This is a genomic window from Pseudomonas sp. A34-9 (assembly GCF_029543085.1).
Classification (GTDB): Bacteria; Pseudomonadota; Gammaproteobacteria; order Pseudomonadales; family Pseudomonadaceae; genus Aquipseudomonas.
Genome location: NZ_CP119967.1, coordinates 4,594,268 through 4,614,125, shown reverse-complemented (window position 1 = coordinate 4,614,125; position 19,858 = coordinate 4,594,268). Strand labels below are relative to the sequence as shown.

Annotated in this window: 18 protein-coding genes; 11 read left to right on the top strand and 7 right to left on the bottom strand. The window is 60.9% G+C overall.

Annotated elements, in window-relative coordinates:
• Positions 1–34: 34 nt before the first annotated feature.
• Both P3G59_RS20520 and fabF read left to right on the top strand, forming a co-directional pair.
• The gene (locus tag P3G59_RS20520) at positions 35–838 is read left to right on the top strand and encodes an SDR family oxidoreductase (protein ID WP_277758740.1); all 804 of its coding nucleotides are present in this window, start codon (positions 35–37) and stop codon (positions 836–838) included.
• A gap of 22 nt (positions 839–860) precedes the next feature.
• Positions 861–2,135, top strand: coding sequence for a beta-ketoacyl-ACP synthase II (gene fabF / locus P3G59_RS20515; protein ID WP_277758739.1), 1,275 nt, complete (start codon positions 861–863; stop codon positions 2,133–2,135).
• Here fabF and P3G59_RS20510 read toward each other — a convergent pair.
• From P3G59_RS20510 to eat, 3 genes are all read right to left on the bottom strand, one after another.
• A complete protein-coding gene (locus tag P3G59_RS20510) occupies positions 2,132–2,686 on the bottom strand; it encodes a TetR/AcrR family transcriptional regulator (RefSeq protein WP_277758738.1) in 555 nt (184 codons plus the stop codon). The genes fabF and P3G59_RS20510 overlap by 4 nt on opposite strands.
• Positions 2,687–2,823: 137 nt before the next feature.
• Positions 2,824–2,991, bottom strand: coding sequence for a DUF2897 family protein (locus P3G59_RS20505; protein ID WP_123453071.1), 168 nt, complete (start codon positions 2,989–2,991; stop codon positions 2,824–2,826).
• Between the two features lie 223 nt (positions 2,992–3,214).
• On the bottom strand, positions 3,215–4,579 hold the full coding sequence (eat, locus tag P3G59_RS20500) for an ethanolamine permease (protein ID WP_277758737.1): 1,365 nt from the start codon (positions 4,577–4,579) through the stop codon (positions 3,215–3,217).
• A 340-nt stretch (positions 4,580–4,919) separates the two neighbouring features.
• Between eat and kdpF the strand changes: the two genes are divergently transcribed.
• The 6 genes from kdpF (at position 4,920) to P3G59_RS20470 (ending at position 13,221) form a co-directional block, all read left to right on the top strand.
• Positions 4,920–5,009 carry a K(+)-transporting ATPase subunit F gene (gene kdpF, locus P3G59_RS20495; RefSeq protein WP_007899818.1) on the top strand — a complete coding sequence of 30 codons (90 nt, stop codon included), beginning with the start codon at positions 4,920–4,922 and terminating at the stop codon, positions 5,007–5,009.
• Between the two features lie 8 nt (positions 5,010–5,017).
• Positions 5,018–6,712 carry a potassium-transporting ATPase subunit KdpA gene (gene kdpA / locus P3G59_RS20490; protein ID WP_277758736.1) on the top strand — a complete coding sequence of 565 codons (1,695 nt, stop codon included), beginning with the start codon at positions 5,018–5,020 and terminating at the stop codon, positions 6,710–6,712.
• A gap of 24 nt (positions 6,713–6,736) precedes the next feature.
• Positions 6,737–8,794 carry a potassium-transporting ATPase subunit KdpB gene (gene kdpB, locus P3G59_RS20485; RefSeq protein ID WP_277758735.1) on the top strand — a complete coding sequence of 686 codons (2,058 nt, stop codon included), beginning with the start codon at positions 6,737–6,739 and terminating at the stop codon, positions 8,792–8,794.
• Between the two features lie 342 nt (positions 8,795–9,136).
• Positions 9,137–9,682 (top strand): potassium-transporting ATPase subunit KdpC, encoded by a 546-nt coding sequence (gene kdpC, locus P3G59_RS20480; protein ID WP_277758734.1) that lies wholly within the window; start codon positions 9,137–9,139, stop codon positions 9,680–9,682.
• A gap of 140 nt (positions 9,683–9,822) precedes the next feature.
• Complete coding sequence (locus P3G59_RS20475; protein WP_277758733.1) at positions 9,823–12,474, top strand: sensor histidine kinase KdpD; 2,652 nt, start codon at positions 9,823–9,825, stop codon at positions 12,472–12,474.
• Positions 12,475–12,522: 48 nt separating this feature from the next.
• The gene (locus P3G59_RS20470; RefSeq protein ID WP_110720402.1) at positions 12,523–13,221 is read left to right on the top strand and encodes a response regulator; all 699 of its coding nucleotides are present in this window, start codon (positions 12,523–12,525) and stop codon (positions 13,219–13,221) included.
• A 114-nt stretch (positions 13,222–13,335) separates the two neighbouring features.
• On the opposite strand, the gene P3G59_RS20465 is transcribed toward P3G59_RS20470, so the two are convergent.
• Positions 13,336–14,382 carry a patatin-like phospholipase family protein gene (locus tag P3G59_RS20465; protein ID WP_277758731.1) on the bottom strand — a complete coding sequence of 349 codons (1,047 nt, stop codon included), beginning with the start codon at positions 14,380–14,382 and terminating at the stop codon, positions 13,336–13,338.
• Positions 14,383–14,597: 215 nt separating this feature from the next.
• On the opposite strand from P3G59_RS20465, the gene P3G59_RS20460 reads away from it, so the two are divergent.
• The 3 genes from P3G59_RS20460 to P3G59_RS20450 all read left to right on the top strand — a co-directional run bounded on the left by P3G59_RS20460 (position 14,598) and on the right by P3G59_RS20450 (position 16,760).
• The gene (locus P3G59_RS20460) at positions 14,598–14,876 is read left to right on the top strand and encodes a hypothetical protein (protein WP_041069470.1); all 279 of its coding nucleotides are present in this window, start codon (positions 14,598–14,600) and stop codon (positions 14,874–14,876) included.
• Between the two features lie 99 nt (positions 14,877–14,975).
• Positions 14,976–15,731: a CHAD domain-containing protein gene (locus P3G59_RS20455; RefSeq protein WP_277758730.1), complete on the top strand. Its 756-nt coding sequence runs from the start codon at positions 14,976–14,978 to the stop codon at positions 15,729–15,731.
• Positions 15,732–15,965: 234 nt separating this feature from the next.
• Positions 15,966–16,760, top strand: a complete 795-nt coding sequence (locus P3G59_RS20450; RefSeq protein WP_277758729.1) for a thioesterase family protein — start codon at positions 15,966–15,968, stop codon at positions 16,758–16,760.
• 1 nt (position 16,761) lies between these two features.
• On the opposite strand, the gene P3G59_RS20445 is transcribed toward P3G59_RS20450, so the two are convergent.
• The 3 genes from P3G59_RS20445 to P3G59_RS20435 all read right to left on the bottom strand — a co-directional run bounded on the left by P3G59_RS20445 (position 16,762) and on the right by P3G59_RS20435 (position 19,778).
• Complete coding sequence (locus P3G59_RS20445; protein WP_007908547.1) at positions 16,762–17,127, bottom strand: Mpo1-like protein; 366 nt, start codon at positions 17,125–17,127, stop codon at positions 16,762–16,764.
• A 187-nt stretch (positions 17,128–17,314) separates the two neighbouring features.
• Positions 17,315–18,796: a methyl-accepting chemotaxis protein gene (locus P3G59_RS20440; RefSeq protein WP_277758728.1), complete on the bottom strand. Its 1,482-nt coding sequence runs from the start codon at positions 18,794–18,796 to the stop codon at positions 17,315–17,317.
• Positions 18,797–18,971: 175 nt separating this feature from the next.
• The gene (locus tag P3G59_RS20435) at positions 18,972–19,778 is read right to left on the bottom strand and encodes a TatD family hydrolase (protein ID WP_277758727.1); all 807 of its coding nucleotides are present in this window, start codon (positions 19,776–19,778) and stop codon (positions 18,972–18,974) included.
• Between the last annotated feature and the right edge of the window lie 80 nt (positions 19,779–19,858).

Below are 19,858 nucleotides of genomic sequence, written 5' to 3'. Positions count from 1 at the left end.
AACTTCCTTCATCAAGCATTCCAGGAGCATTCACATGAATTCCGCACAATCCCAAGGTACTGCTTTGGTTACCGGCGCATCGTCCGGTATCGGTGCGATTTACGCTCAGCGCCTGGCGGCGCGTGGTTTTGATTTGCTGCTAGTCGCCCGTGACAAGGATCGTCTGGAAACTGCTGCGAGCCAGTTGCGTGATGCCCATGGCGTTCAGGTTGAAGTTCTCAAGGCAGATCTAACTCAGAAGGACGACGTACTCAAACTCGAGCAGCGCCTGCGCAGCGATTCGAACATCAGCCTGCTGGTCAATAACGCCGGTGTGGCTTCGAACGGGCTGCTGGCCAACGCCGATATGGACCAATTGGAGCAACTGATCCAGTTGAACATCACTGCCGTCACTCGCCTGGCATCGGCGGCGGCTGCCAGTTTCACCAAGGCAGGTCGTGGCACGATCATCAACATTGCCTCAGTGGTGGCGTTGTTTCCGGAGCGTTTCAACGCCACCTACAGCGCCAGCAAAGCTTACGTACTGAGCCTGACCCAATCGCTGAACACTGAACTAGAAGGCACCGGTGTGCAAATCCAGGCGGTGTTGCCGGGTGTGACCCGTACCGAAATCTGGGAACGCTCCGGTATCGATGCCAGTGGCATTCCGGCAGAAATGGTCATGGAAGCCGGCGAGATGGTCGATGCGGCGCTGGCCGGTCTGGATCAGGGCGAGTTGATCACCATTCCTTCGCTGCCTGACGCAGGCGAATGGCATGCCTTTGTAGCGGCTCGTCATGTCATGGCACCGAACCTTTCCCGCAGTGCTGCAGCCCAACGCTACAAGTCCGGCAATTGAATTGATCAGAGGTCACCACGGTATGGATTCGCGTCGAATAGTCGTTACGGGCATGGGCCTGGTTTCTCCCTTGGGCAGCGATGTCGAAGTCGTATGGCAGCGCTTGCTGGCCGGGCGTTCTGGTTTGCGTAACTTGCCTGAAGCAACGGTCGCTGATTTGCCCACGCGAGTCGGCGGCGCGGTGCCAACGCTGGAAGAGGACGCTGAAGCAGGATTTGATCCGGATCGCGCCACGCCACCCAAGGAACAGAAGAAAATGGACCGTTTCATTCTGTTCGCCATGGAGGCTGCCCGGCAGGCATTGGAACAGGCTGGCTGGCATCCGTCGGAGAGCAGAAGCCAGGAGCGTACAGCAACGATCATCGGCTCCGGCGTCGGTGGTTTTGGTGCGATTGCCGATGCCGTGCGCACAACGGACAGTCGTGGCCCGCGGCGCCTGTCGCCGTTCACCATTCCCTCCTTTCTGGTCAATCTCGCGGCAGGGCACGTGTCCATTCAGCATGGCCTCAAGGGCCCGTTGGGCGCACCGGTTACAGCTTGCGCTGCGGGTGTTCAGGCGATTGGCGATGCGGCGCGCCTGATCCGCGCCGGCGAAGCGGATATTGCGGTATGTGGCGGCGCGGAAGCCTGCATCGACCGCGTCAGTCTGGCCGGTTTCGCGGCAGCGCGGGCGCTATCGAGCGGTTACAACGACACCCCACAGCGCGCGTCCCGGCCGTTCGACAGCGGTCGCGACGGTTTCGTCATGGGCGAGGGCGCGGGGCTGTTGGTGATCGAGTCTCTGGAACATGCCTTGGCGCGTGGCGCGAAGCCGTTGGCGGAACTGGTCGGATATGGCACGAGTGCCGACGCCTATCATCTGACCGCCGGGCCTGAAGACGGCAGTGGTGCGCGACGGGCGATGACGCTGGCACTGGCGCAGGCGAGTATCGCGCCGGATCAGGTGCAGCACCTTAATGCCCACGCGACCTCGACCCCGGTGGGCGACCTCGGCGAGTTAGCGGCGATCAAAGCGTTGTTCGGTACACAGAATAAAATTGCCGTGACCTCGACCAAGTCCGCCACGGGGCATTTGCTCGGGGCTGCGGGCGGACTCGAGGCGATTTTCACGCTGCTGGCGATTCGTGATCAGGTGGTACCACCGACGCTCAATTTCGACAATCCGGATCCGGCGGCCGCCGGTGTAGACATTGTCCATGGTCAGGCGCGGGCAATGTCGATCGAATATGCGCTGTCCAACGGTTTCGGGTTCGGCGGGGTCAATGCCAGCGTGTTGTTCAAGCGCTGGCAGGCTTAGTCCCGGTTTTTGAGGTGATCGCGGGTGACATCGAGGATGCGTTGCGCAAGTTCGGCATCCGCGACGCTGCGTGACAGCAGCAGCGCGCCGACCAGTGTCGACATGATGACGATGGCGCGCTCAGCGCGGTGTTCGCCTTCGAGGCTGTTCTGGATCTGATCAAGGCGTGCGTTGAGTACCACGTCGCTGGTTGGACTCGGTTGCCCGCGCAGGCCCAGTTCGGAGGAAATGGTCGGTAGAGGGCAGCCTTCATGCGGCGTGGTTTGGTGCCATTCGGACAGATACGTTTCGATGAAAACATCGAGCGGATTGTCCTGTGAAAAAATGTCTGCACATAAGCCGTCGACCTGGTCACCGGCCTCCTGCAAGGCCTTCTCCACCAACTCGTCCTTGGACTTGAAATGTGAGTAGAAACCGCCATGGGTCAAGCCCAGTGCTTTCATCAAGGGTTGCAGGCCTGTAGCGCCGATTCCGTCTTTGCGAAAGCGTGCCGAGGCCTCCTTGATAATGCGCTGATGGGTCTGGGCTTTATGGTCCTGCGAGTAACGCATCTGGAACTCTCCGCAACAATGTCTCCATCTTAACCAAGGAAAATTAGATGGTGACTGTACTTCTACTTCTTAAAAGCGTGCAGATAGGTCCAATGGCTATAAAAAGCACAAACCCCGCCGATCAGGCGGGGTTGTGTTCAACGGTCTTGCGCGTCTTTGGCGTCCGCTTCGGCATTGCGTTGAGCAACGCGTCGACGTTCTTCATCGGTCAGATCGACCTTGTTGGCGGTGTCGCGCAACATCATTAATCCGCCGACGATCGAGCCGATTGCAATCACCAGAATCAACCAGGCATACCAGGGCATAACGGCTCTCCTTAATGGCAGGGCGACGGGCGAGGTTTTCGCCGTGCGACGCTGCATACCACGTTTGAGCGAAGTGACTTCGCAGTGGTTCCATTCTAGGCCCGATATCCCCGCCACACCTTAATTCCCTGTAGGAGTTGCCGAAGGCTGCGATCTGTTGACTTGGCTTTTTCAAAAACAAGATCAAAAGATCGCAGCCTTCGGCAGCTCCTGCATGATGGGGTTATTGGCCCGTCAGCATCGCATCGGCCGGTGCGTTGGCGCGCAGTTGCCCGGTGAGCAGGAAGTAGCCGAAACCGACCGCCATGAAGCCGAGGAAGATCAGCCCGATCAACGCGTTAAACCATGCCATCGCCACCAGGCACACCACTGCCAGTACCAGTGCAATCAGCGGAATCAACGGATAGCACGGCGCACGGAAAGTACGTTCCAGATTCGGCTCCGATTTACGCAGTTTGAACAGGCTGAGCATGCTCATGATGTACATCACGATCGCGCCGAACACCGCCATGGTGATCATTGCCGCAGTCAGGGTCATGCCGCCGAGGTTGATCAGACCGTCGCTGTAAATCGCGGCAATGCCGATGATGCCGCCGACAATGATCGCGCGGTGTGGTGTCTGGAAGCGTGAGAGTTTTGCCAGCGAGGCTGGAAGATAGCCGGCGCGGGCCAGAGCGAAGAACTGACGTGAATAGCCGAGGATGATTCCATGGAAACTGGCGACCAGTCCGAACAGGCCGATCCACACCAGCATGTGCAACCAGCCAGAGTTGTCGCCCACCACGGTTTTCATCGCCTGCGGCAGTGGGTCGTTGATGTTGGCCAGAGTGCGCCAGTCGCCAACGCCGCCGGCAAAGAACATCACGCCCATCGCCAGCAACACCAGGGTCAGGATGCCGCTGATGTAGGCTTTGGGAATCGTGCGTTTTGGATCCTTGGCTTCTTCGGCAGCCATGGCCGCGCCTTCGATGGCGAGGAAGAACCAGATGGCAAACGGAATCGCCGCGAACATCCCGGCAATCGCCGGTGCCCCGAACACATCTGAACCCGCCCAGCCATTGAGGGCGAAGTTGCTGAAGCTGAAGGCCGGGGCGACAACGCCCATGAACACCAGCAACTCGGCGACGGCCAGTACACAGACAATCAACTCGAAGGTAGCCGCCAGTTTCACACCGAGGATGTTCAACCCCATGAACACGATGTAGGCGCCGACCGCCGCGTGTTTCGGATCAAGTGCGGGGAATTGCACATTCAGGTAAGCACCGATGGCCAACGCGATAGCCGGCGGCGCGAAAACGAATTCGATCAGTGTTGCCAGCCCGGCAATCAATCCACCTTTTTCACCGAAGGCGCGGCGACTGTAAGCGAACGGCCCGCCCGCGTGAGGAATCGCCGTGGTCAGTTCGGTGAAGCTGAAAATGAAGCAGGTGTACATGGTCGCGACCATGAACGACGTCACCAGAAAGCCCAGTGTTCCGGCCACGCCCCAGCCATAACTCCAGCCGAAGTACTCTCCGGAAATCACCAGCCCTACCGCAATGCCCCACAGGTGCAACGTGCCCAGCGTGGGTTTGAGTTGTGTGTTCATGCGTTTGCTCCCTGAAGGTTTGGAAAGCTCGGGGAGGCTGTGTGCAGTGGGCGTGCCATTTCGGGAAATCAGGTCGTAATGCGCTGAAAGCTGTCGTATCGAGGATGTTCGCTACCTAACGAGCGCATTTCTGTGTGCCAGTTGGGTGCGATGTTGTCGGTTATGCCGTCTTCGCGAGCAGGCCCGCCCATACGGCGCAAAAATCACCTGTAACGAACGCATAAACCCACTCTTTACGCTTTCTTTATGCCCCGCAGCACCCCTCGCTCTCGTTCCTTTACAGCCTCCTTTCCGACAATGCCTCCACACGCGGCAATACGCCGTAACACGGAGATCTTCCATGAGCGTTCTGGACGGGGTGTCACTGCTGTTGGCAGTGGGGCTGTTCATTTATCTGTTGGTTGCGCTGTTGCGCGCGGATCGGAACTAGGAGCGGCTATGCACAGTTATGACTATTGGCTGATCCTCGCGTTTTTTGCGGTGGTCTTGCTGCCGGCGCCGCTGCTCGGGCGCTTCTACTACAAGGTGATGGAAGGTCAGCGTACCTGGCTGACGCCGGTTCTCGGCCCGGTCGAGCGCGGTTGCTATCGCATCGCCGGGGTCGATCCGCAGGCTGAGCAGAGCTGGCAGAAGTACACGCTGGCATTGCTGGCGTTCAACCTTGCCGGTTTCCTGCTGCTGTTCGCGATCCTGTTGTTTCAGGATCACTTGCCACTGAACCCGCAAAATCTGCCGGGCCAGGAGTGGACGCAGGCTTTCAATACCGCGGTCAGTTTCATGACCAACACCAACTGGCAGTCCTACAGTGGCGAAGCGACCCTCAGCTACCTGAGCCAGATGGTCGGCCTCACCGTGCAGAACTTCGTCAGCGCCGCCACCGGCCTCGCCGTGCTGGTTGCGCTGTGCCGTGGCATCGGTCGCAAATCGACGAAAACCCTCGGCAACTTCTGGGTCGACATGACCCGCGCCACCCTCTACGGCCTGTTGCCGTTGTGCTTGCTGCTGGCGTTGTATCTGGTCTGGCAGGGCGTGCCACAGACCTTCGCGCAGTATGTGAATGCGGTGACGATGCAGGGTGTTGATCAAGTGATCCCGCTCGGCCCGGCCGCCAGCCAGATTGCAATCAAACAACTGGGCACCAACGGTGGCGGCTTCTTCGGCGTCAACTCGGCGCATCCGTTCGAGAACCCGACCGCGTGGAGCAACTTGTTCGAAGTCGCTTCGATCATTCTGATCCCGGTGGCGCTGGTGTTCACCTTCGGCCACTACGTCAAGGACCTGCGCCAGAGCCGCGCGATCATCGCCTGCATGCTGGCGCTGTTCCTGATCGGCGGCGCGACCTCGCTGTGGGCCGAGTATCAGCCGAACCCGACCTTGAACAACGCAGCCGTGGAACAGACTGCGCCGCTGGAAGGCAAGGAAGCACGCTTCGGCACCACGGCTACGGTGCTGTGGTCGGTGACCACCACGGCCGCCTCGAACGGTTCGGTCAACGCCATGCACGACAGCCTCAACCCGCTCAGCGGCATGGTCGCGCTGGTCAACATGATGGTCGGCGAAGTGATCTTCGGTGGCGTCGGCGCGGGGCTCTACGGCATGTTGCTCAACGTGCTGATCGCGGTGTTCCTCGCCGGTCTGATGATCGGGAGAACCCCGGAATACCTCGGCAAGAAACTCCAGGCGCGCGAAGTGCAATTGCTGGTCGTGACCCTGCTGGTCATGCCGGTTGGCGTGTTGGTGCTCGGTGCGATTGCCGCTGTGCTGCCCGGCCCTGCGGCGACCATCAGCAACCCCGGCCCGCACGGTTTCAGCCAGTTGCTGTACGCCTACACCTCGGCCAGTGCCAACAACGGTTCGGCGTTTGGTGGCCTGAGCGCCAACACACCATTCCACAACCTGATGCTCGGTCTGGGCATGTTGATCGGTCGCTTCGGTTACATCCTGCCGGTGCTGGCACTGGCTGGCAGCCTGGCGATGAAGAAAACCGCACCGATCGGCCAGAACAGTTTCCCGACTCATGGCCCGCTGTTCGTGACCCTGTTGACCGTGACCATTTTGCTGGTGGGCGGCCTGACCTTCTTGCCGACTCTGGCGCTCGGCCCGATAGCCGAACACCTGAGCATGGGCTTCTAAGCCTTTCATTTTAGGAGCTGGATGATGAATATGCCCGCAATCAAACCCGTTGCCGTGAAAGCACCGGAACAAGCGAAAACCGCGATCTCGGCCCTGTGGCGGCCGGCGCTTGTGCAAGCGTTCGTCAAGCTCGACCCTCGGCAACTGAAGCGTTCGCCGGTGATGCTGGTGGTCGAGCTGACGGCGATCTTCACCACGGTGTTGTGCTTCATTCCCGATGCCGATGTGCCGACGTTCGTCGCTGCGCAAATCGCTGTGTGGCTGTGGTTTACCGTGCTGTTCGCCAACTTCGCCGAAGCCTTGGCTGAAGGTCGTGGCAAGGCTCGCGCCGACAGTCTCAAGGCTGGCAGCGAAGGCCTCAGCGCCCGCCGCAAACAGGCCAATGGCAGCTTTCAGGTGGTGCCGGCGGCGAGCCTGCGCAAAGGTGATGTGGTGCGCGTCGAGGCCGGGGAGATGATCCCCGGTGACGGCGAAGTGATCGAAGGCATCGCGGCGGTCAACGAAGCGGCGATCACCGGCGAATCGGCCCCCGTGATTCGTGAGTCCGGCGGCGACCGCTCGGCTGTCACCGGCAACACGCGACTGGTGTCTGACTGGTTGCTGGTGAAGATTACCGTCAACCCCGGTGAGTCGACTCTGGACCGCATGATCGCGCTGGTCGAAGGCGCAAAACGCCAGAAAACGCCCAACGAAGTGGCGCTGGACATCCTGCTGATCGGCCTGACCCTGATCTTCCTGTTGGTAGTCGTGACCCTGCAGCCGTTCGCCCATTTCGCCAACGGCAGCCTGCCACTGGTGTTTCTGGTGGCGCTGCTGGTCACGCTGATTCCGACCACCATTGGCGGTTTGCTATCGGCCATCGGTATCGCCGGGATGGATCGTCTGGTGCGCCTCAACGTGATCGCCAAGTCTGGTCGCGCGGTGGAAGCAGCGGGTGACGTGCATGTGCTGTTGCTAGACAAGACCGGCACCATCACTTTCGGCAACCGTCGCTGCAGTGCGGTGTATGCCGCGCCGGGTGTGACCGGGCGTGAGCTGGCCGAAGGTGCGCTGTTCGCATCGCTGGCCGATGAAACCGCTGAAGGTAAATCCATCGTCGAATACCTGCGTGGTCTGCACCCGCAGCCTGAGCCGGCGCTGGAAACCTTGACCGCCGTGCCGTTCAGCGCTGAAACCCGTTTGTCCGGCGTCGATTACCAGGGCCGCGTGTACCGCAAGGGTGCGGTCGACTCGCTGCTGAGTTTCCTTGGGCAAAAACGCGCGGATCTGGCCCCGGCGCTGTCGCGGGAAATTGACAAGATTGCGCAGAGCGGCGGCACCCCGCTGCTGGTCTGTGCCGACGGCAAATTGCTCGGCGCGATTCATCTCAAGGACGTGGTCAAACCGGGCATCCGCGAGCGTTTTGCCGAGTTGCGCAAACTCGGTATTCGTACCGTGATGGTCACCGGTGATAACCCGCTGACCGCCGCCGCCATCGCCGCTGAAGCGGGTGTCGATGACGTTCTCGCCGAGGCCACCCCGGAGAAAAAACTCGCGCGCATTCGTCATGAGCAAAACGACGGTCGTCTGGTCGCGATGTGCGGCGACGGCGCCAACGATGCCCCGGCGCTGGCCCAGGCTGACGTCGGCATGGCGATGAACGACGGCACCCAGGCAGCCCGCGAAGCGGCGAACATGGTCGACCTCGACAGTGACCCGACCAAGCTGCTCGACGTGGTGCAGATCGGCAAGGAATTGCTGGTGACTCGCGGAGCGCTGACGACCTTTTCCATCGCCAACGACGTGGCCAAATACTTCGCGATTTTGCCGGCGCTGTTTGCCTCGATCTACCCGCAGCTTGGTGTGCTGAACATCATGCAATTGACCAGCCCGCAGAGCGCGATCCTCTCGGCAATCGTCTTCAACGCCTTGATCATCGTCGTGCTGATTCCACTGGCGCTGCGCGGTGTGCGCGTGCAGGCGGCGAGTGCGGCGGCGCTGTTGCGACGCAATCTGTTGATCTATGGCTTGGGCGGGATTCTGGTGCCGTTCGTGGGGATCAAGGCGATCGACATGCTGCTCACGGCACTGCATCTGGTGTGAGCCTGAAAAGCGCCCCTCACCCTAACCCTCTCCCGGGGGGAGAGGGGACTGATTGAGGTGTTTGCCAGAGCTATACCGACTTGAAATACCGAGCCGAACTCAGGTTTTGAACAGCGCAGAAATAGGCTCCCTTTCCCACGCGTTCTTAAGGGAGAGGGGACTGATTGAAGTGTTTGTCAGAGCTATACCGACTTGAAATACCGAGCCGAACTCAGGTTTTGAACTGCACAAAGATCGGCTCCCTTTCCCCCTCGCCCCCTTGGGGGAGAGGGCTGGGGTGAGGGGGAAGAGATCCCCCTGACACACCGCAAAAGTTTGCCCAACGAATTCGAGGATTTTGAAATGTCCACAATGATACGTCCCGCCCTCAGCCTGCTGGTGCTGATGACTCTGGTCACCGGCGTCGCCTATCCACTGGTGGTAACCGGCGTTGCGCAAGTCGCATTTCCCGCTCAAGCCAACGGCAGCCTGGTGCACGATGCCGACGGCAAAGTCCGTGGCTCGTCACTGATTGCGCAGGATTTTGTCGGCGATGCGTGGTTCCATCCACGGCCATCGGCCGGTGCGTTTGCTACGGTTTCCAGCAGCGCGAGCAACCTGGCGCCGAGCAATCCGGCACTCGCCACGCGGGTGATCGACGATGCCAACAAACTGCAGGTTCCGGGGCAAGGCCCGGTGCCATTGGCCTTGCTGACCACCTCCGGCAGCGGCCTTGATCCACACTTGCCACCGGCAGCGATTGCCTATCAACTGGCGCGTGTCGCGCACGCGCGAAATCTGCCGGTGTCGACAGTGCAGCAACTGCTCGATGCGCACATCGAACAGCCGCTGGTGGGACCACCGGTGGTGAATGTGCTGGCGCTGAACATGGCGCTGGAAAAACTCTAGTAGATGCTCGTTCCCACGCTCTGCGTGGGCATGCATCAATAGACGCTCCGCGTCTGCTTTAGTGGGACGCAGAGCGTCCCGGGCTGGATTCCCACGCAGAGCGTGGGAACGATCAATCAGGAAGAGAGAGAGCATCAAGCATGAGCGACTCCGGCCGCGCCGACGCGCTGTTAGCAAACCTGCCCCGTGACGGCCGTGGCCGCCTGAAGGTTTTTCTCGGCGCCGCCCCTGGTGTCGGCAAGACGTACGCCATGCTGCAGGCTGCCCACACGCAATTGCGCCAGGGCGTGAAAGTCCTCGCCGGCGTCGTTGAAACCCACGGCCGCGCCGAAACCGAAGCGCTGCTCGGCGGCTTGCCGCAGCAACCGCTGGTGCGCTCGGAATACCGTGGTGTGATGCTCGAAGAAATGGACCTCGACGGCATTCTCGCCGCCAAGCCGAAGTTGGTGCTGGTCGATGAACTGGCCCACAGCAATGCGCCCGGCAGTCGTCACGCGAAACGCTGGCAAGACATTCAGGAACTGCTCGCCGCCGGCATTGACGTATTCACCACGGTCAACGTCCAGCACCTGGAAAGCCTCAACGATCAGGTGCGCGGCATCACCGGCGTGCAAGTGCGCGAAACCCTGCCGGACTGGGTGCTGCAAGAAGCCTACGAACTGCTGCTGATCGACCTGCCGCCGCGCGAATTGCTTGAGCGCCTGCGCGAAGGCAAGGTCTACGTGCCGGAGCAGGCGCGCGCGGCGATCGATGCGTTTTTCACCCAGACCAACCTCACCGCATTGCGCGAACTGGCGATGCAAACCGCTGCCGCGCAGGTCGATAACGATCTCGCCCAAGGCTATCGCCAGCTCGGTCAGGCCGCCCCGGCAGTGCGCGGGCGATTGCTGGTCGGCGTCGATGGCGACCAACAGGCCGAACGCCTGGTGCGCCACGCCAGTCGCGTCGCCCAGCGCCGGCATCTGCCGTGGAGTCTGGTGCACGTCGACAACGGCACCGTACGCGATGAGCAATCGCGATTGCGCCTGCAAAGTGCTCAGCAACTGGCCGAACGCCTGGGCGGCGAGGTGGTTTTACTGCGTGCCGGCGAAGTGGCGAAAACCCTGATCCAGCATGCCGCTGAACGCCGCGCGAGTCTGGTGCTGGTCGGCCAATCGCGACCGCGTCTGCGTCGTCGCTTGTTCGGTGGTGGCTTGGCTGCACGCTTGTTGCGTCAGGCTCATGGTCTGGAAATCAACGTCCTCGACAGTGATCAGGAGCAGCATCAACCACGCCCGCGCAACGCGTTGACACTGGTGTGGTTCGACTATGCGCTGGCGCTGGTCGCCACGGTGTTGGCCAGTGCCCTGGCGTGGGCGGTGTCGAGTGTGTTGCCGCTGCCGAACATCTCGCTGGTGTTCCTCGCTGCGGTGTTGCTGGTGGCGGTGCGCAGCAGTCTCGGCCCGGCGCTGGCCTGTGCGGCGCTGTCGTTTCTGACCTACGATTTTCTGTTCATTCCGCCGAATTTTTCCTTCAGCATTCAGCGCGAAGAAGACGTGCTGACCTTGTTGTTTTTCCTGCTGATGGCGGCGCTTACCGGCAATCTTGCGGCGCGTCAGCGTCGGCAATTGCAGGCCTTGCGCGACACCCAGGAAGAGACCAGCGAACTGCTCGACCTGTCGCGCAAACTCACCGCCGCCACCGACCGCCAGGCCGTGGTCAGCGCCGCCGCGCAGCATCTCAATGGCTGGAGCGATCTGCAACTGTGCCTGCTCAATCGCGACGGCCAGGGCAGCTGGAAAGTCGAGACCGGCGGGCCGCTGCAATTCACCGAGGCCGAACGGGCGGCGGCCGATTGGGCCTGGCAACACGATCAACCGGCGGGCATGGGCACCGGCACGTTGCCGTTCGGGCGTTGGTGGTGGTGGCCGCTGTCGGTCGAGGATGGGCCGCTGGCGCTGCTCGGGGTCTGCGCTAAAGAGGGCCAGACCTTGAGTGGCCAGCGCCGTCGTTTGCTCACCGCGTTGAGTCAGCCGTTGGCGCAAGCGCTGGCCCGCGCGCAATTGGCCGATGACCTCGAAGCCGCGCGCCTGCACGGTGAAACCGAACAGCTGCGCAGTGCCTTGCTGGCCTCCGTGTCCCACGATTTGCGCACGCCGCTGACCGCCATGCGCGGCAGCATCGACAGCCTGTTGGCCCTCGGCGAAGCGATCCCGCTGGAGGATCGTCGTGAACTGCTCGAAGGCACCCGTGATGAAGCCGAACGCCTCGACCGCTACATTCAGAACCTGCTCGACATGACACGCCTCGGCCACGGCGCGCTGAAACTGGCGCGGGACTGGGTGTCGCCTGCCGATATCGTCGGCAGCTCGCTCAATCGCCTGCGCGCGGTGCTCGCGCCGTTGCAGGTCAGCACCGATGTGCCGGGTGAGTTGCCGCTGCTGTTCGTGCATGCCGCGTTGATCGAGCAGGCATTGGTCAATGTGATGGAAAACGCAGCGCGTTTCTCACCCGTTCACGGTCGTTTGCAACTCAGCGCTGGCGCGAATGACGACGAGATTTTCTTCTCGGTCAGCGACGAGGGGCCGGGGATTCCCGAGGATGAACGGGCGAAGATTTTCGACATGTTCTATACCGCCGCCCGAGGTGATCGCGGTGGGCAGGGCACCGGCCTCGGCCTGGCAATCTGTCAGGGCATGGTCGGCGCGCACGGTGGTCGCATCAGTGTCGCCGACGGCATCGACGGACGCGGCACCTGCATCACCTTGCACTTGCCGTTGCAGGCGCAACCGGGGATGGACAATGAAGCCTGATCGCGACTGCGCTACTCTCTTGCCACTCTTTTGTGTTGATGTGAATTCATGAGCCAGACCGCGACCATTTTGGTCATCGACGACGAACCGCAGATCCGCAAGTTCCTGCGCATCAGCCTCGCTTCCCAAGGCTACAAAGTGCTTGAGGCCGGCACCGGTGCCGAAGGCCTGGCGCAGGCGGCGCTGAACAAACCGGACTTGCTGGTGCTCGACCTCGGCTTGCCGGACATGGATGGCCAGCAAGTGCTGCGCGAGTTTCGCGAGTGGGCCACGGCGCCGGTGCTGGTGTTGTCGGTGCGCGCCAGCGAAGGGCAGAAAGTCCAGGCGCTGGATGGCGGCGCCAATGACTACGTGACCAAGCCGTTCGGCATTCAGGAATTTCTCGCGCGGGTCCGCGCCTTGTTGCGTCAGGCACCGGCGGGAGAGGCGCAGCAGGCGGCACTGAGCTTCGGCCCGTTGACCGTCGACCTGGCTTATCGGCGGGTGTTGCTCGACGGTGTCGAAGTGGCGCTGACCCGCAAGGAATATGCGGTGCTGGCGCAATTGGCGCGGCATCCGGGGCGGGTGATTACCCAGCAGCAATTGCTCAAGGATATCTGGGGGCCGACGCACACCGAAGACAGCCACTATCTGCGGATTGTGGTGGGGCATTTGCGGCAGAAACTGGCGGATGATCCGACGCGACCGCGGTTTATCGTGACAGAAGCGGGGGTTGGATATCGGCTGCTGAGCGAGAACAGTCTTTAGTTTTTTATTGGCTGATCTGGCGCCTTCGCGAGCAGGCTAGCTCCTACAGGGGAATGCAGTCCAAATGTGGGAGCGAGCCTGCTCGCGAAAGCGGCCTTGAGGCAACGCAGAGCTTCAGGGCTCTCTGTTCTGCTCACTGTCATACCGATCCAGCGTATCCCGCGCAATCTCGCGCCCCAGCGCGATCAACTCCGGCGCCTTGTAGAACTCGAAAAACCGGCACACCCGCTTCGGTACGTTGATCAGGATATCCGGCGGATATCCGGCGATCTTGTACTGCGCCAGCGAGGTCTGCATCACCTCGAAACTCTGGTTGATCAAATCCAGCAGCGATGCCGGCCCGACATTATCGATGATGAACGATCCGGTCGCCGATTTCGGCGCGCCTTCACGCTCAGGCGCGGCCGCCGGTTGCTGGCTCTCCGGCTCGGCGCCTTCGAGCCAGGGATTGACGTCCGCCGCTTCGGCGCGCAGCGCTTCCTGCTCGAGCCGCAACAGTTGCTCGGCCTGTGTGCGGCGGAACGGCATCTTCGACCCCAGCGAACTGATCAGGCTGTCGAAGCGCGAGCGGAACGCGGCGGGGCGCTGAATCACCGGCAATTTGTAGTGACGCTGGTTGGTCGAGTTGAGATTGACCGCGATGATCAGATCACAGTGGCTCGACACCACCGGTACGATCGGCAACGGGTTGAGAATGCCGCCGTCGACCAGCATGCGATTGCCTTGCATCACCGGGGTGAACAGGCTGGGAATTGCCGCCGAGGCGCGCATGGCCTGATGCAGGCAGCCTTCCTGAAACCAGATTTCCTGTTGATTGGTGAGGTCCGCGGCGACGGCGGTATAGGGAATACGCAAGTCCTCAATGTTGATCTCGCCGACGATCTTGCGGATCTGACCGAAGACCTTTTCGCCGCGAATCGCGCCGAGGCGGAAACTCACGTCGACAAGGCGCAGCACATCCAGATAATCGAGACTTTCGATCCAGTTCTTGTAAACGTCGAGCTTGCCGGCGGCGTAGATCCCGCCGACCACCGCGCCCATCGAACAGCCGGCAATGCAGGCGATTTCGTAACCGCGTTTCTCGATCTCTTCAATGACCCCGATATGGGCATAGCCCCGGGCGCCACCGGAGCCCAGTACCAGCGCGACACGTTTTTTCATCCAGCGTCCTCCCGACAAGGCTCCACAATGCACCCATCGCCGGGCCGGCTCAATCGCCGTGGTCGTTGAGTGCGCCGGTGACGTCGTTTTTTCGATAGCGCATGACCCTTCAGCGCTATCCTTCTCAGTTGCGTGGTTTCACCGGCCGGCAAGGCACTTTTTCGCAGCCAGGCCGTCTTACTTGCACGACTGTTGACCTATTTGAGGTGTGATTGATGAAAGCCTGGATCTGTGTGCCGTTGATTGCGTTGGCATTGGCCGGTTGCGCCGGTAAAACCGCTTACCGCGACAGCTGCGGCAGCCAGCTCGACGCGGCCTGGCATGAGCTGGATCTGGCCAAGGCCGAAGGCTTTGCCGGCACCGTCAGCTACTCCAAAGCGTTGTCGCTGCTGACTGCGGCCAAGACCCAGCAGCAATTCGAGGGTTTCGAAGGCTGCAGCAAGAAAGCCGAAAAGGCGCGTTTCTACATTCGCGAATCCCGCGCCGGCCGATAAAAGCAGCGGCAAGATTTCAGCCACAAGCTACAAGTAGTAGGCGCTCACACAACTTGTAGCTTGCAGCTTGCAGCTTCTAACTGTTTACGGAGTAAACCCATGGTTGACCGGTTGGTGGCTCATGTCCTGAGTCTGGAAGTGCGTTTGTTAGCCTGTCAGGCACGGCTGATTGCACGCACCGACCCCGAGGCGCTGCATGATCTGCGTACCACGGTGCGGCGCTTGCGCAGCCTGTTGCGGCCATTGCGCGGTTTGCCGGGTGTCGAACAACTGGAAGATGCTGCTTCGGCGGTCGGCCAATTGACCACGCCATGGCGCGATCGCGAAGTGCTTGCAGCGTACCTGCTCGAGCATGATCAGCCTGAAGCCGCGCAACGCCGCATGGCGCAGATGGCCGAAGCTTATCCGGCGCTGGCGGCGAGTGCCGAGGTGGCTTCGCTGTTGATGATTCTCGACGCTTTTCCGCGGTTCCTGCGCGCCTCACAGCGTCAGGGCTTGCTCAAGGGCTTGGACAAACGCATCGAGAAACGCTTGGGCAAGCAATGGCAGAAATTGGACGAGGCGCTGCATGATCCCGCTCACGACCGTCATCGCTTGCGTTTGCTGATCAAACGCGTGCGCTACGGTATCGAAGCCTATCCTGAGCTGGACCGCTTGCCCGAGGCGGCGCTGGCGCGTCTCAAGTCCGCCCAAGGCGCGTTGGGTGACTGGCACGATTGCTGGCAGTGGCTGGCGAAGGCTGAGCTGGAGGCGGATCTTCAACCCTGTGTTGCGACGTGGCAGGCGACCATGATCAACGCTGAAAGCAAGGCTGATCGCGTGCTGGAAAAACTCAGTACTGCCTGCTTCAAATAACCTGAGCCTCGCGACATTCCCTGTAGGAGCTGCCGAAGGCTGCGATCTTTTGATGTTGTTGTTAAAAATCAAAATCAAAAGATCGCAGCCTTCGGCAGCTCCTACAGGGTTTTGTGTCTGAATTTGAAATACGGTAAGGCCTTTCTGTCAGCCTATTTGACCGGAATAGACGCTGCGGCGCTCTGCAGGTCTGGTTAAGATCCCTGCATTCCTTTCTCGCTTTCTGAGGTTGCCATGCGCTTTAGCGATCTGCTCGATGCGGTCCGCCGCCAACCGGAACTGACGATTCCTGCCGAATGGGGCCAGGGCCGTGCCAGTTTCGGTGGTCTGGTGGCGGCGCTGCAATACGAAGCCATGCGCGCGAAAGTGCCGGCGGATCGCCCGGTGCGTTCGCTGGCGATCACCTTTGTCGGCCCGGTCGAGCCTGAAGTCCCGGTGAGCTTTGAGGTGGAGATGCTGCGCGAAGGCAAAGCCGTCAGTCAGGTCATGGGCCGGGCAATGCAGAACGGCCAGGTGGTGACGATCGTTCAGGGCAGCTTCGGTGCATCGCGGCCTTCGGAAGTGGCAGTCGAAGCGTATCCGGCGCCGTCAATGAAACACTGGGACGAATGCCAGGAGTTGCCCTATATCAAAGGCGTGACCCCGGAGTTCATGCGTCATCTGGCAATGCGCTGGAGCGTCGGCGGCATGCCGTTCACTGGCAATCAATCGCGGCTGATGGGTGGCTGGGTGCGGTTGCGTGGCGATGTCAAAGAAGAACCGGTCAATGAGGCGCATCTGCTGGCCCTGGTGGACGCGTGGCCGCCCGCGCTGTTGCCGTACCTGAAGAAGCCCGCACCCGGCAGCACGCTGACCTGGACCATCGAATTCGTGCAGCCGCTACACGATTTGAGCACGCTGGACTGGTGCCAGTACCTCGCCGATATCGAGTACGCCGCCGACGGCTACGGCCATGTGGCCGCCAAATTGTGGAGCGCTGAAGGTGAACTGATTGCGATGAGTCGCCAGACGGTCACGATCTTCGCCTGACTCAATGCCGGCGGTGGCGCTCACGCCAGGCACGCCACCAGCCGCCACTGAGAAAAAACCGCGGAAAGGTCAGGAACTGCTCGACCAGTAAGCGCGACACGGCATCTTTACGATCACTGAACGGCTCGGAGGCTTGCGCTTCCAGGCTGTGGCCGTGGCGCTGCAAACCCAGCGCCGCAACGATACCGATCACGCCGATGGCGACGCTGGCCAGACTCAGGCTGAACACCCCGGATACGATCAGCAGAAACGCGACGATAAACAACGGCACGGCAATCAGGTGCAGCACCAGATTGGTCGGATGCTGATGATTACCCGGGTACGCGCGCCATTGCCATGCGGGAAGATTGGGGTGACGTTTGCCCATGTTGACTACTCCTCGATCCATGTTGAACACATGCTTGAAGAATAGGCCGGGGCAAGAAGGGCGGCGAATCAAGGTTGGCTATTGGCATCATAGTAATGATGGACAAAAAAGATCGCAGCCTTCGGCAGCTCCTACATTGAAATGCGTACACCTGTAGGAGCTGCCGAAGGCTGCGATCTTTTGATCTTCAGAGCTTCAACTGCCCGATTGCCCTGCTCAATTCCCCGGCCAACGTCGCCAACTCATTACTGGTGGTCGCCGAATCCACGGTTTGCTGCACAGTGTTCTCGGTCACATCGCGAATGCTCACCACCGCCCGATTCATCTCCTCGGCGACCTGGCTTTGCTGCTCCGCCGCCACGGCAATCTGCGTGTTGCTCTCACGCATCTGCGCCACCGCGCCGGTGATTTCCGCCAGCGCCGCGCCGGCCTCTTGCGCCTGCTGCACGCAATCGTCGGCTTTGTACGAACTCTCTTGCATGAAATCCACTGCGTCGCGGGTGCCGGCCTGCAACGCCGAAACCATCGTGGTGATCTCGTCGGTCGAGGTCTGCACGCGTTTGGCCAGATTACGTACTTCATCGGCGACCACGGCAAATCCCCGGCCCATTTCACCGGCGCGGGCGGCCTCGATGGCGGCGTTCAGGGCGAGCAGATTGGTCTGCTCGGCAATGCTGTGAATAACGCTGACCACACCGTTGATCTTCTGACTGTCCTCGGCCAGCCGTTGAATCATCTCGGCCGTCTGCTGCACACCGCTGGACAGCCCGGCAATCGAGTGCTGCACCCGGGCAACCACTTGCTGACCGCTGCCGGCGAGGCCATCGGCGGTCTGCGACAAGTCGCGGGTGGCGCCGGCGTGCTGGGCGATGTGATAAACCGTGGCGGTCATTTCGTTGATCGCGGTGGCGGCCTGATCGGTTTCGCTCTGCTGACCGAGCATGCCGTGGCGCACTTCGTTCATGCTCGATGCCAGTCGCGCCGCGCCCACATCCAGTTGCCGTGCGGTGTTGGCGACGGTCGTCACAACGCGCTGGTAACCGGCCTGCATCGCGTTAAACGCATTGGCCATCTGCCCGACTTCGTCTTTGCCGGCCAGCGGCACTCGGGCCGAGAGATCGCCGCTTTTCTCCACGTGAAGCATCACGTCCTTCAGCGTGTTGAGCTGGCTGAGCAGGAAGCGGATCAGCAACTGCGAGGCGCACAGCATGGCGAACATCAGAATGAACACGGCCACCGCATAGTTGGCAAAACGTTCGCTGAACACCTGGGTCAGGCTCGGGCCAAAGGCAATCACTGCGACTTGCTGGCCATCGGCGCGGCTGAACACTTCGGCGCCCAGCAACGGGTTGTCGCCGAACAGCGGCAGGTGATTGATTTCGTTCCAGCCGTTGTTGTCGGTGATTTCCAGCAGTGGTTGATCATTCAGGCGAGGCGCTTCGCCGCGTTTGAAGGTCAGCACCTGATCGGCTTTGGGCAATGGCTGCCCGACCGGCCAGGCCTTGAGCAATTGCGCCTGGGCTTGCGCCGAGGCCTGAGACGCCTGACTGCGCGCCTGCTGTTCGAGCTGCACGGCGTACAGTACCAGCAACAGGGTGGTGACGAAGGCGACTGCATTGACCGCCCAGAATTTGTATTTCAACGAGATATTGCTAAGCCAGGCACCCATGGAGGTCTTCTCTGATAGCGGAAACAGTTTTGGCAAGGTGCCAGTATTGTGCCGCTATGCAGAAGGCCCGATTTGATGTGGGTCAAGAGATCACAAGATCGCAGCCTTCGGCAGCTCCTGCATTGGGATGGCTTACACCCTGTAGGAGCTGTCGAAGGCTGCGATCTTTTGCGGCTTACGCCAATGTCGGAAGGTTGTAGAACGCGCGGGCACACGCGGTGGTGTGCGCCGCCAGATCTTCCTCGGTTTCGCCGCGATGCAACGCCACTTCACGCAGCACTTCAGTCAGATACGCCGGCTCATTGCGCCCGTTCTTCGGTTTCGGTCGCAGCGTGCGCGGCAGCAGATACGGCGCGTCGCTTTCCAGCATCAAGCGCCCGCGTTTGATCTCTTTCACCAGCGGATGCAAGTGCGTGCCGCGGCGCTCGTCGCAGATCCAGCCAGTGATACCGATGTGCAGATCCAGATCAAGGTAGCTGAACAACGCCTTTTGCTCGCCGGTGAAGCAATGCACCACAGCGGCGGGCAGTTGATCGCGGAAGACTTTGAGGATTTCCAACAGCCGCTGGCTGGCATCGCGCTCGTGCAGGAACACCGGTAATTGCAGTTCGACGGCCAACGCCAAATGCTCTTCGAGGACTTTTTCCTGCTGCGGGCGTGGCGAGAAATCACGGTTGAAATCCAGCCCGCATTCACCCACGGCGACGACGTTTTTTTCTTGCAACAGACTGCGCAAACGACGGGCGCTGTCAGCGTTCCAGTCACTGGCCGAATGCGGGTGAATACCGGCGGTGGCGAACAGCCGTTGACCGCTGTCATCCAGCTGTTGGCACAGCGCTAAAGCCTGTTCGCTGCCTTCGACGCTGGTGCCGGTCAGCACCAGTTGGCAGACCCCGGCCGCATAGGCACGGTCGAGCACGGCCTGGTGTTTGTCGGCGAAACTGGGGTTGGTCAGGTTGACGCCGATATCGATGAGTTGCATGGTTGCTACCTCGGGCCGAAGGCCGGAAAGCATACCAGAGCTGTAGATTCATAAGAAAAGCCAAGAACTACAACGACTTA

Coding starts and splice junctions, on each gene's coding strand:
- P3G59_RS20520 (WP_277758740.1), top strand. CDS start 35: ATGAATTCCGCACAATCCCAAGGTACTGCTTTGGTTACCGGCGCATCG.
- fabF (WP_277758739.1), top strand. CDS start 861: ATGGATTCGCGTCGAATAGTCGTTACGGGCATGGGCCTGGTTTCTCCC.
- P3G59_RS20510 (WP_277758738.1), bottom strand. CDS start 2,686: ATGCGTTACTCGCAGGACCATAAAGCCCAGACCCATCAGCGCATTATC.
- P3G59_RS20505 (WP_123453071.1), bottom strand. CDS start 2,991: ATGCCCTGGTATGCCTGGTTGATTCTGGTGATTGCAATCGGCTCGATC.
- eat (WP_277758737.1), bottom strand. CDS start 4,579: ATGAACACACAACTCAAACCCACGCTGGGCACGTTGCACCTGTGGGGC.
- kdpF (WP_007899818.1), top strand. CDS start 4,920: ATGAGCGTTCTGGACGGGGTGTCACTGCTGTTGGCAGTGGGGCTGTTC.
- kdpA (WP_277758736.1), top strand. CDS start 5,018: ATGCACAGTTATGACTATTGGCTGATCCTCGCGTTTTTTGCGGTGGTC.
- kdpB (WP_277758735.1), top strand. CDS start 6,737: ATGAATATGCCCGCAATCAAACCCGTTGCCGTGAAAGCACCGGAACAA.
- kdpC (WP_277758734.1), top strand. CDS start 9,137: ATGTCCACAATGATACGTCCCGCCCTCAGCCTGCTGGTGCTGATGACT.
- P3G59_RS20475 (WP_277758733.1), top strand. CDS start 9,823: ATGAGCGACTCCGGCCGCGCCGACGCGCTGTTAGCAAACCTGCCCCGT.
- P3G59_RS20470 (WP_110720402.1), top strand. CDS start 12,523: ATGAGCCAGACCGCGACCATTTTGGTCATCGACGACGAACCGCAGATC.
- P3G59_RS20465 (WP_277758731.1), bottom strand. CDS start 14,382: ATGAAAAAACGTGTCGCGCTGGTACTGGGCTCCGGTGGCGCCCGGGGC.
- P3G59_RS20460 (WP_041069470.1), top strand. CDS start 14,598: ATGAAAGCCTGGATCTGTGTGCCGTTGATTGCGTTGGCATTGGCCGGT.
- P3G59_RS20455 (WP_277758730.1), top strand. CDS start 14,976: ATGGTTGACCGGTTGGTGGCTCATGTCCTGAGTCTGGAAGTGCGTTTG.
- P3G59_RS20450 (WP_277758729.1), top strand. CDS start 15,966: ATGCGCTTTAGCGATCTGCTCGATGCGGTCCGCCGCCAACCGGAACTG.
- P3G59_RS20445 (WP_007908547.1), bottom strand. CDS start 17,127: ATGGGCAAACGTCACCCCAATCTTCCCGCATGGCAATGGCGCGCGTAC.
- P3G59_RS20440 (WP_277758728.1), bottom strand. CDS start 18,796: ATGGGTGCCTGGCTTAGCAATATCTCGTTGAAATACAAATTCTGGGCG.
- P3G59_RS20435 (WP_277758727.1), bottom strand. CDS start 19,778: ATGCAACTCATCGATATCGGCGTCAACCTGACCAACCCCAGTTTCGCC.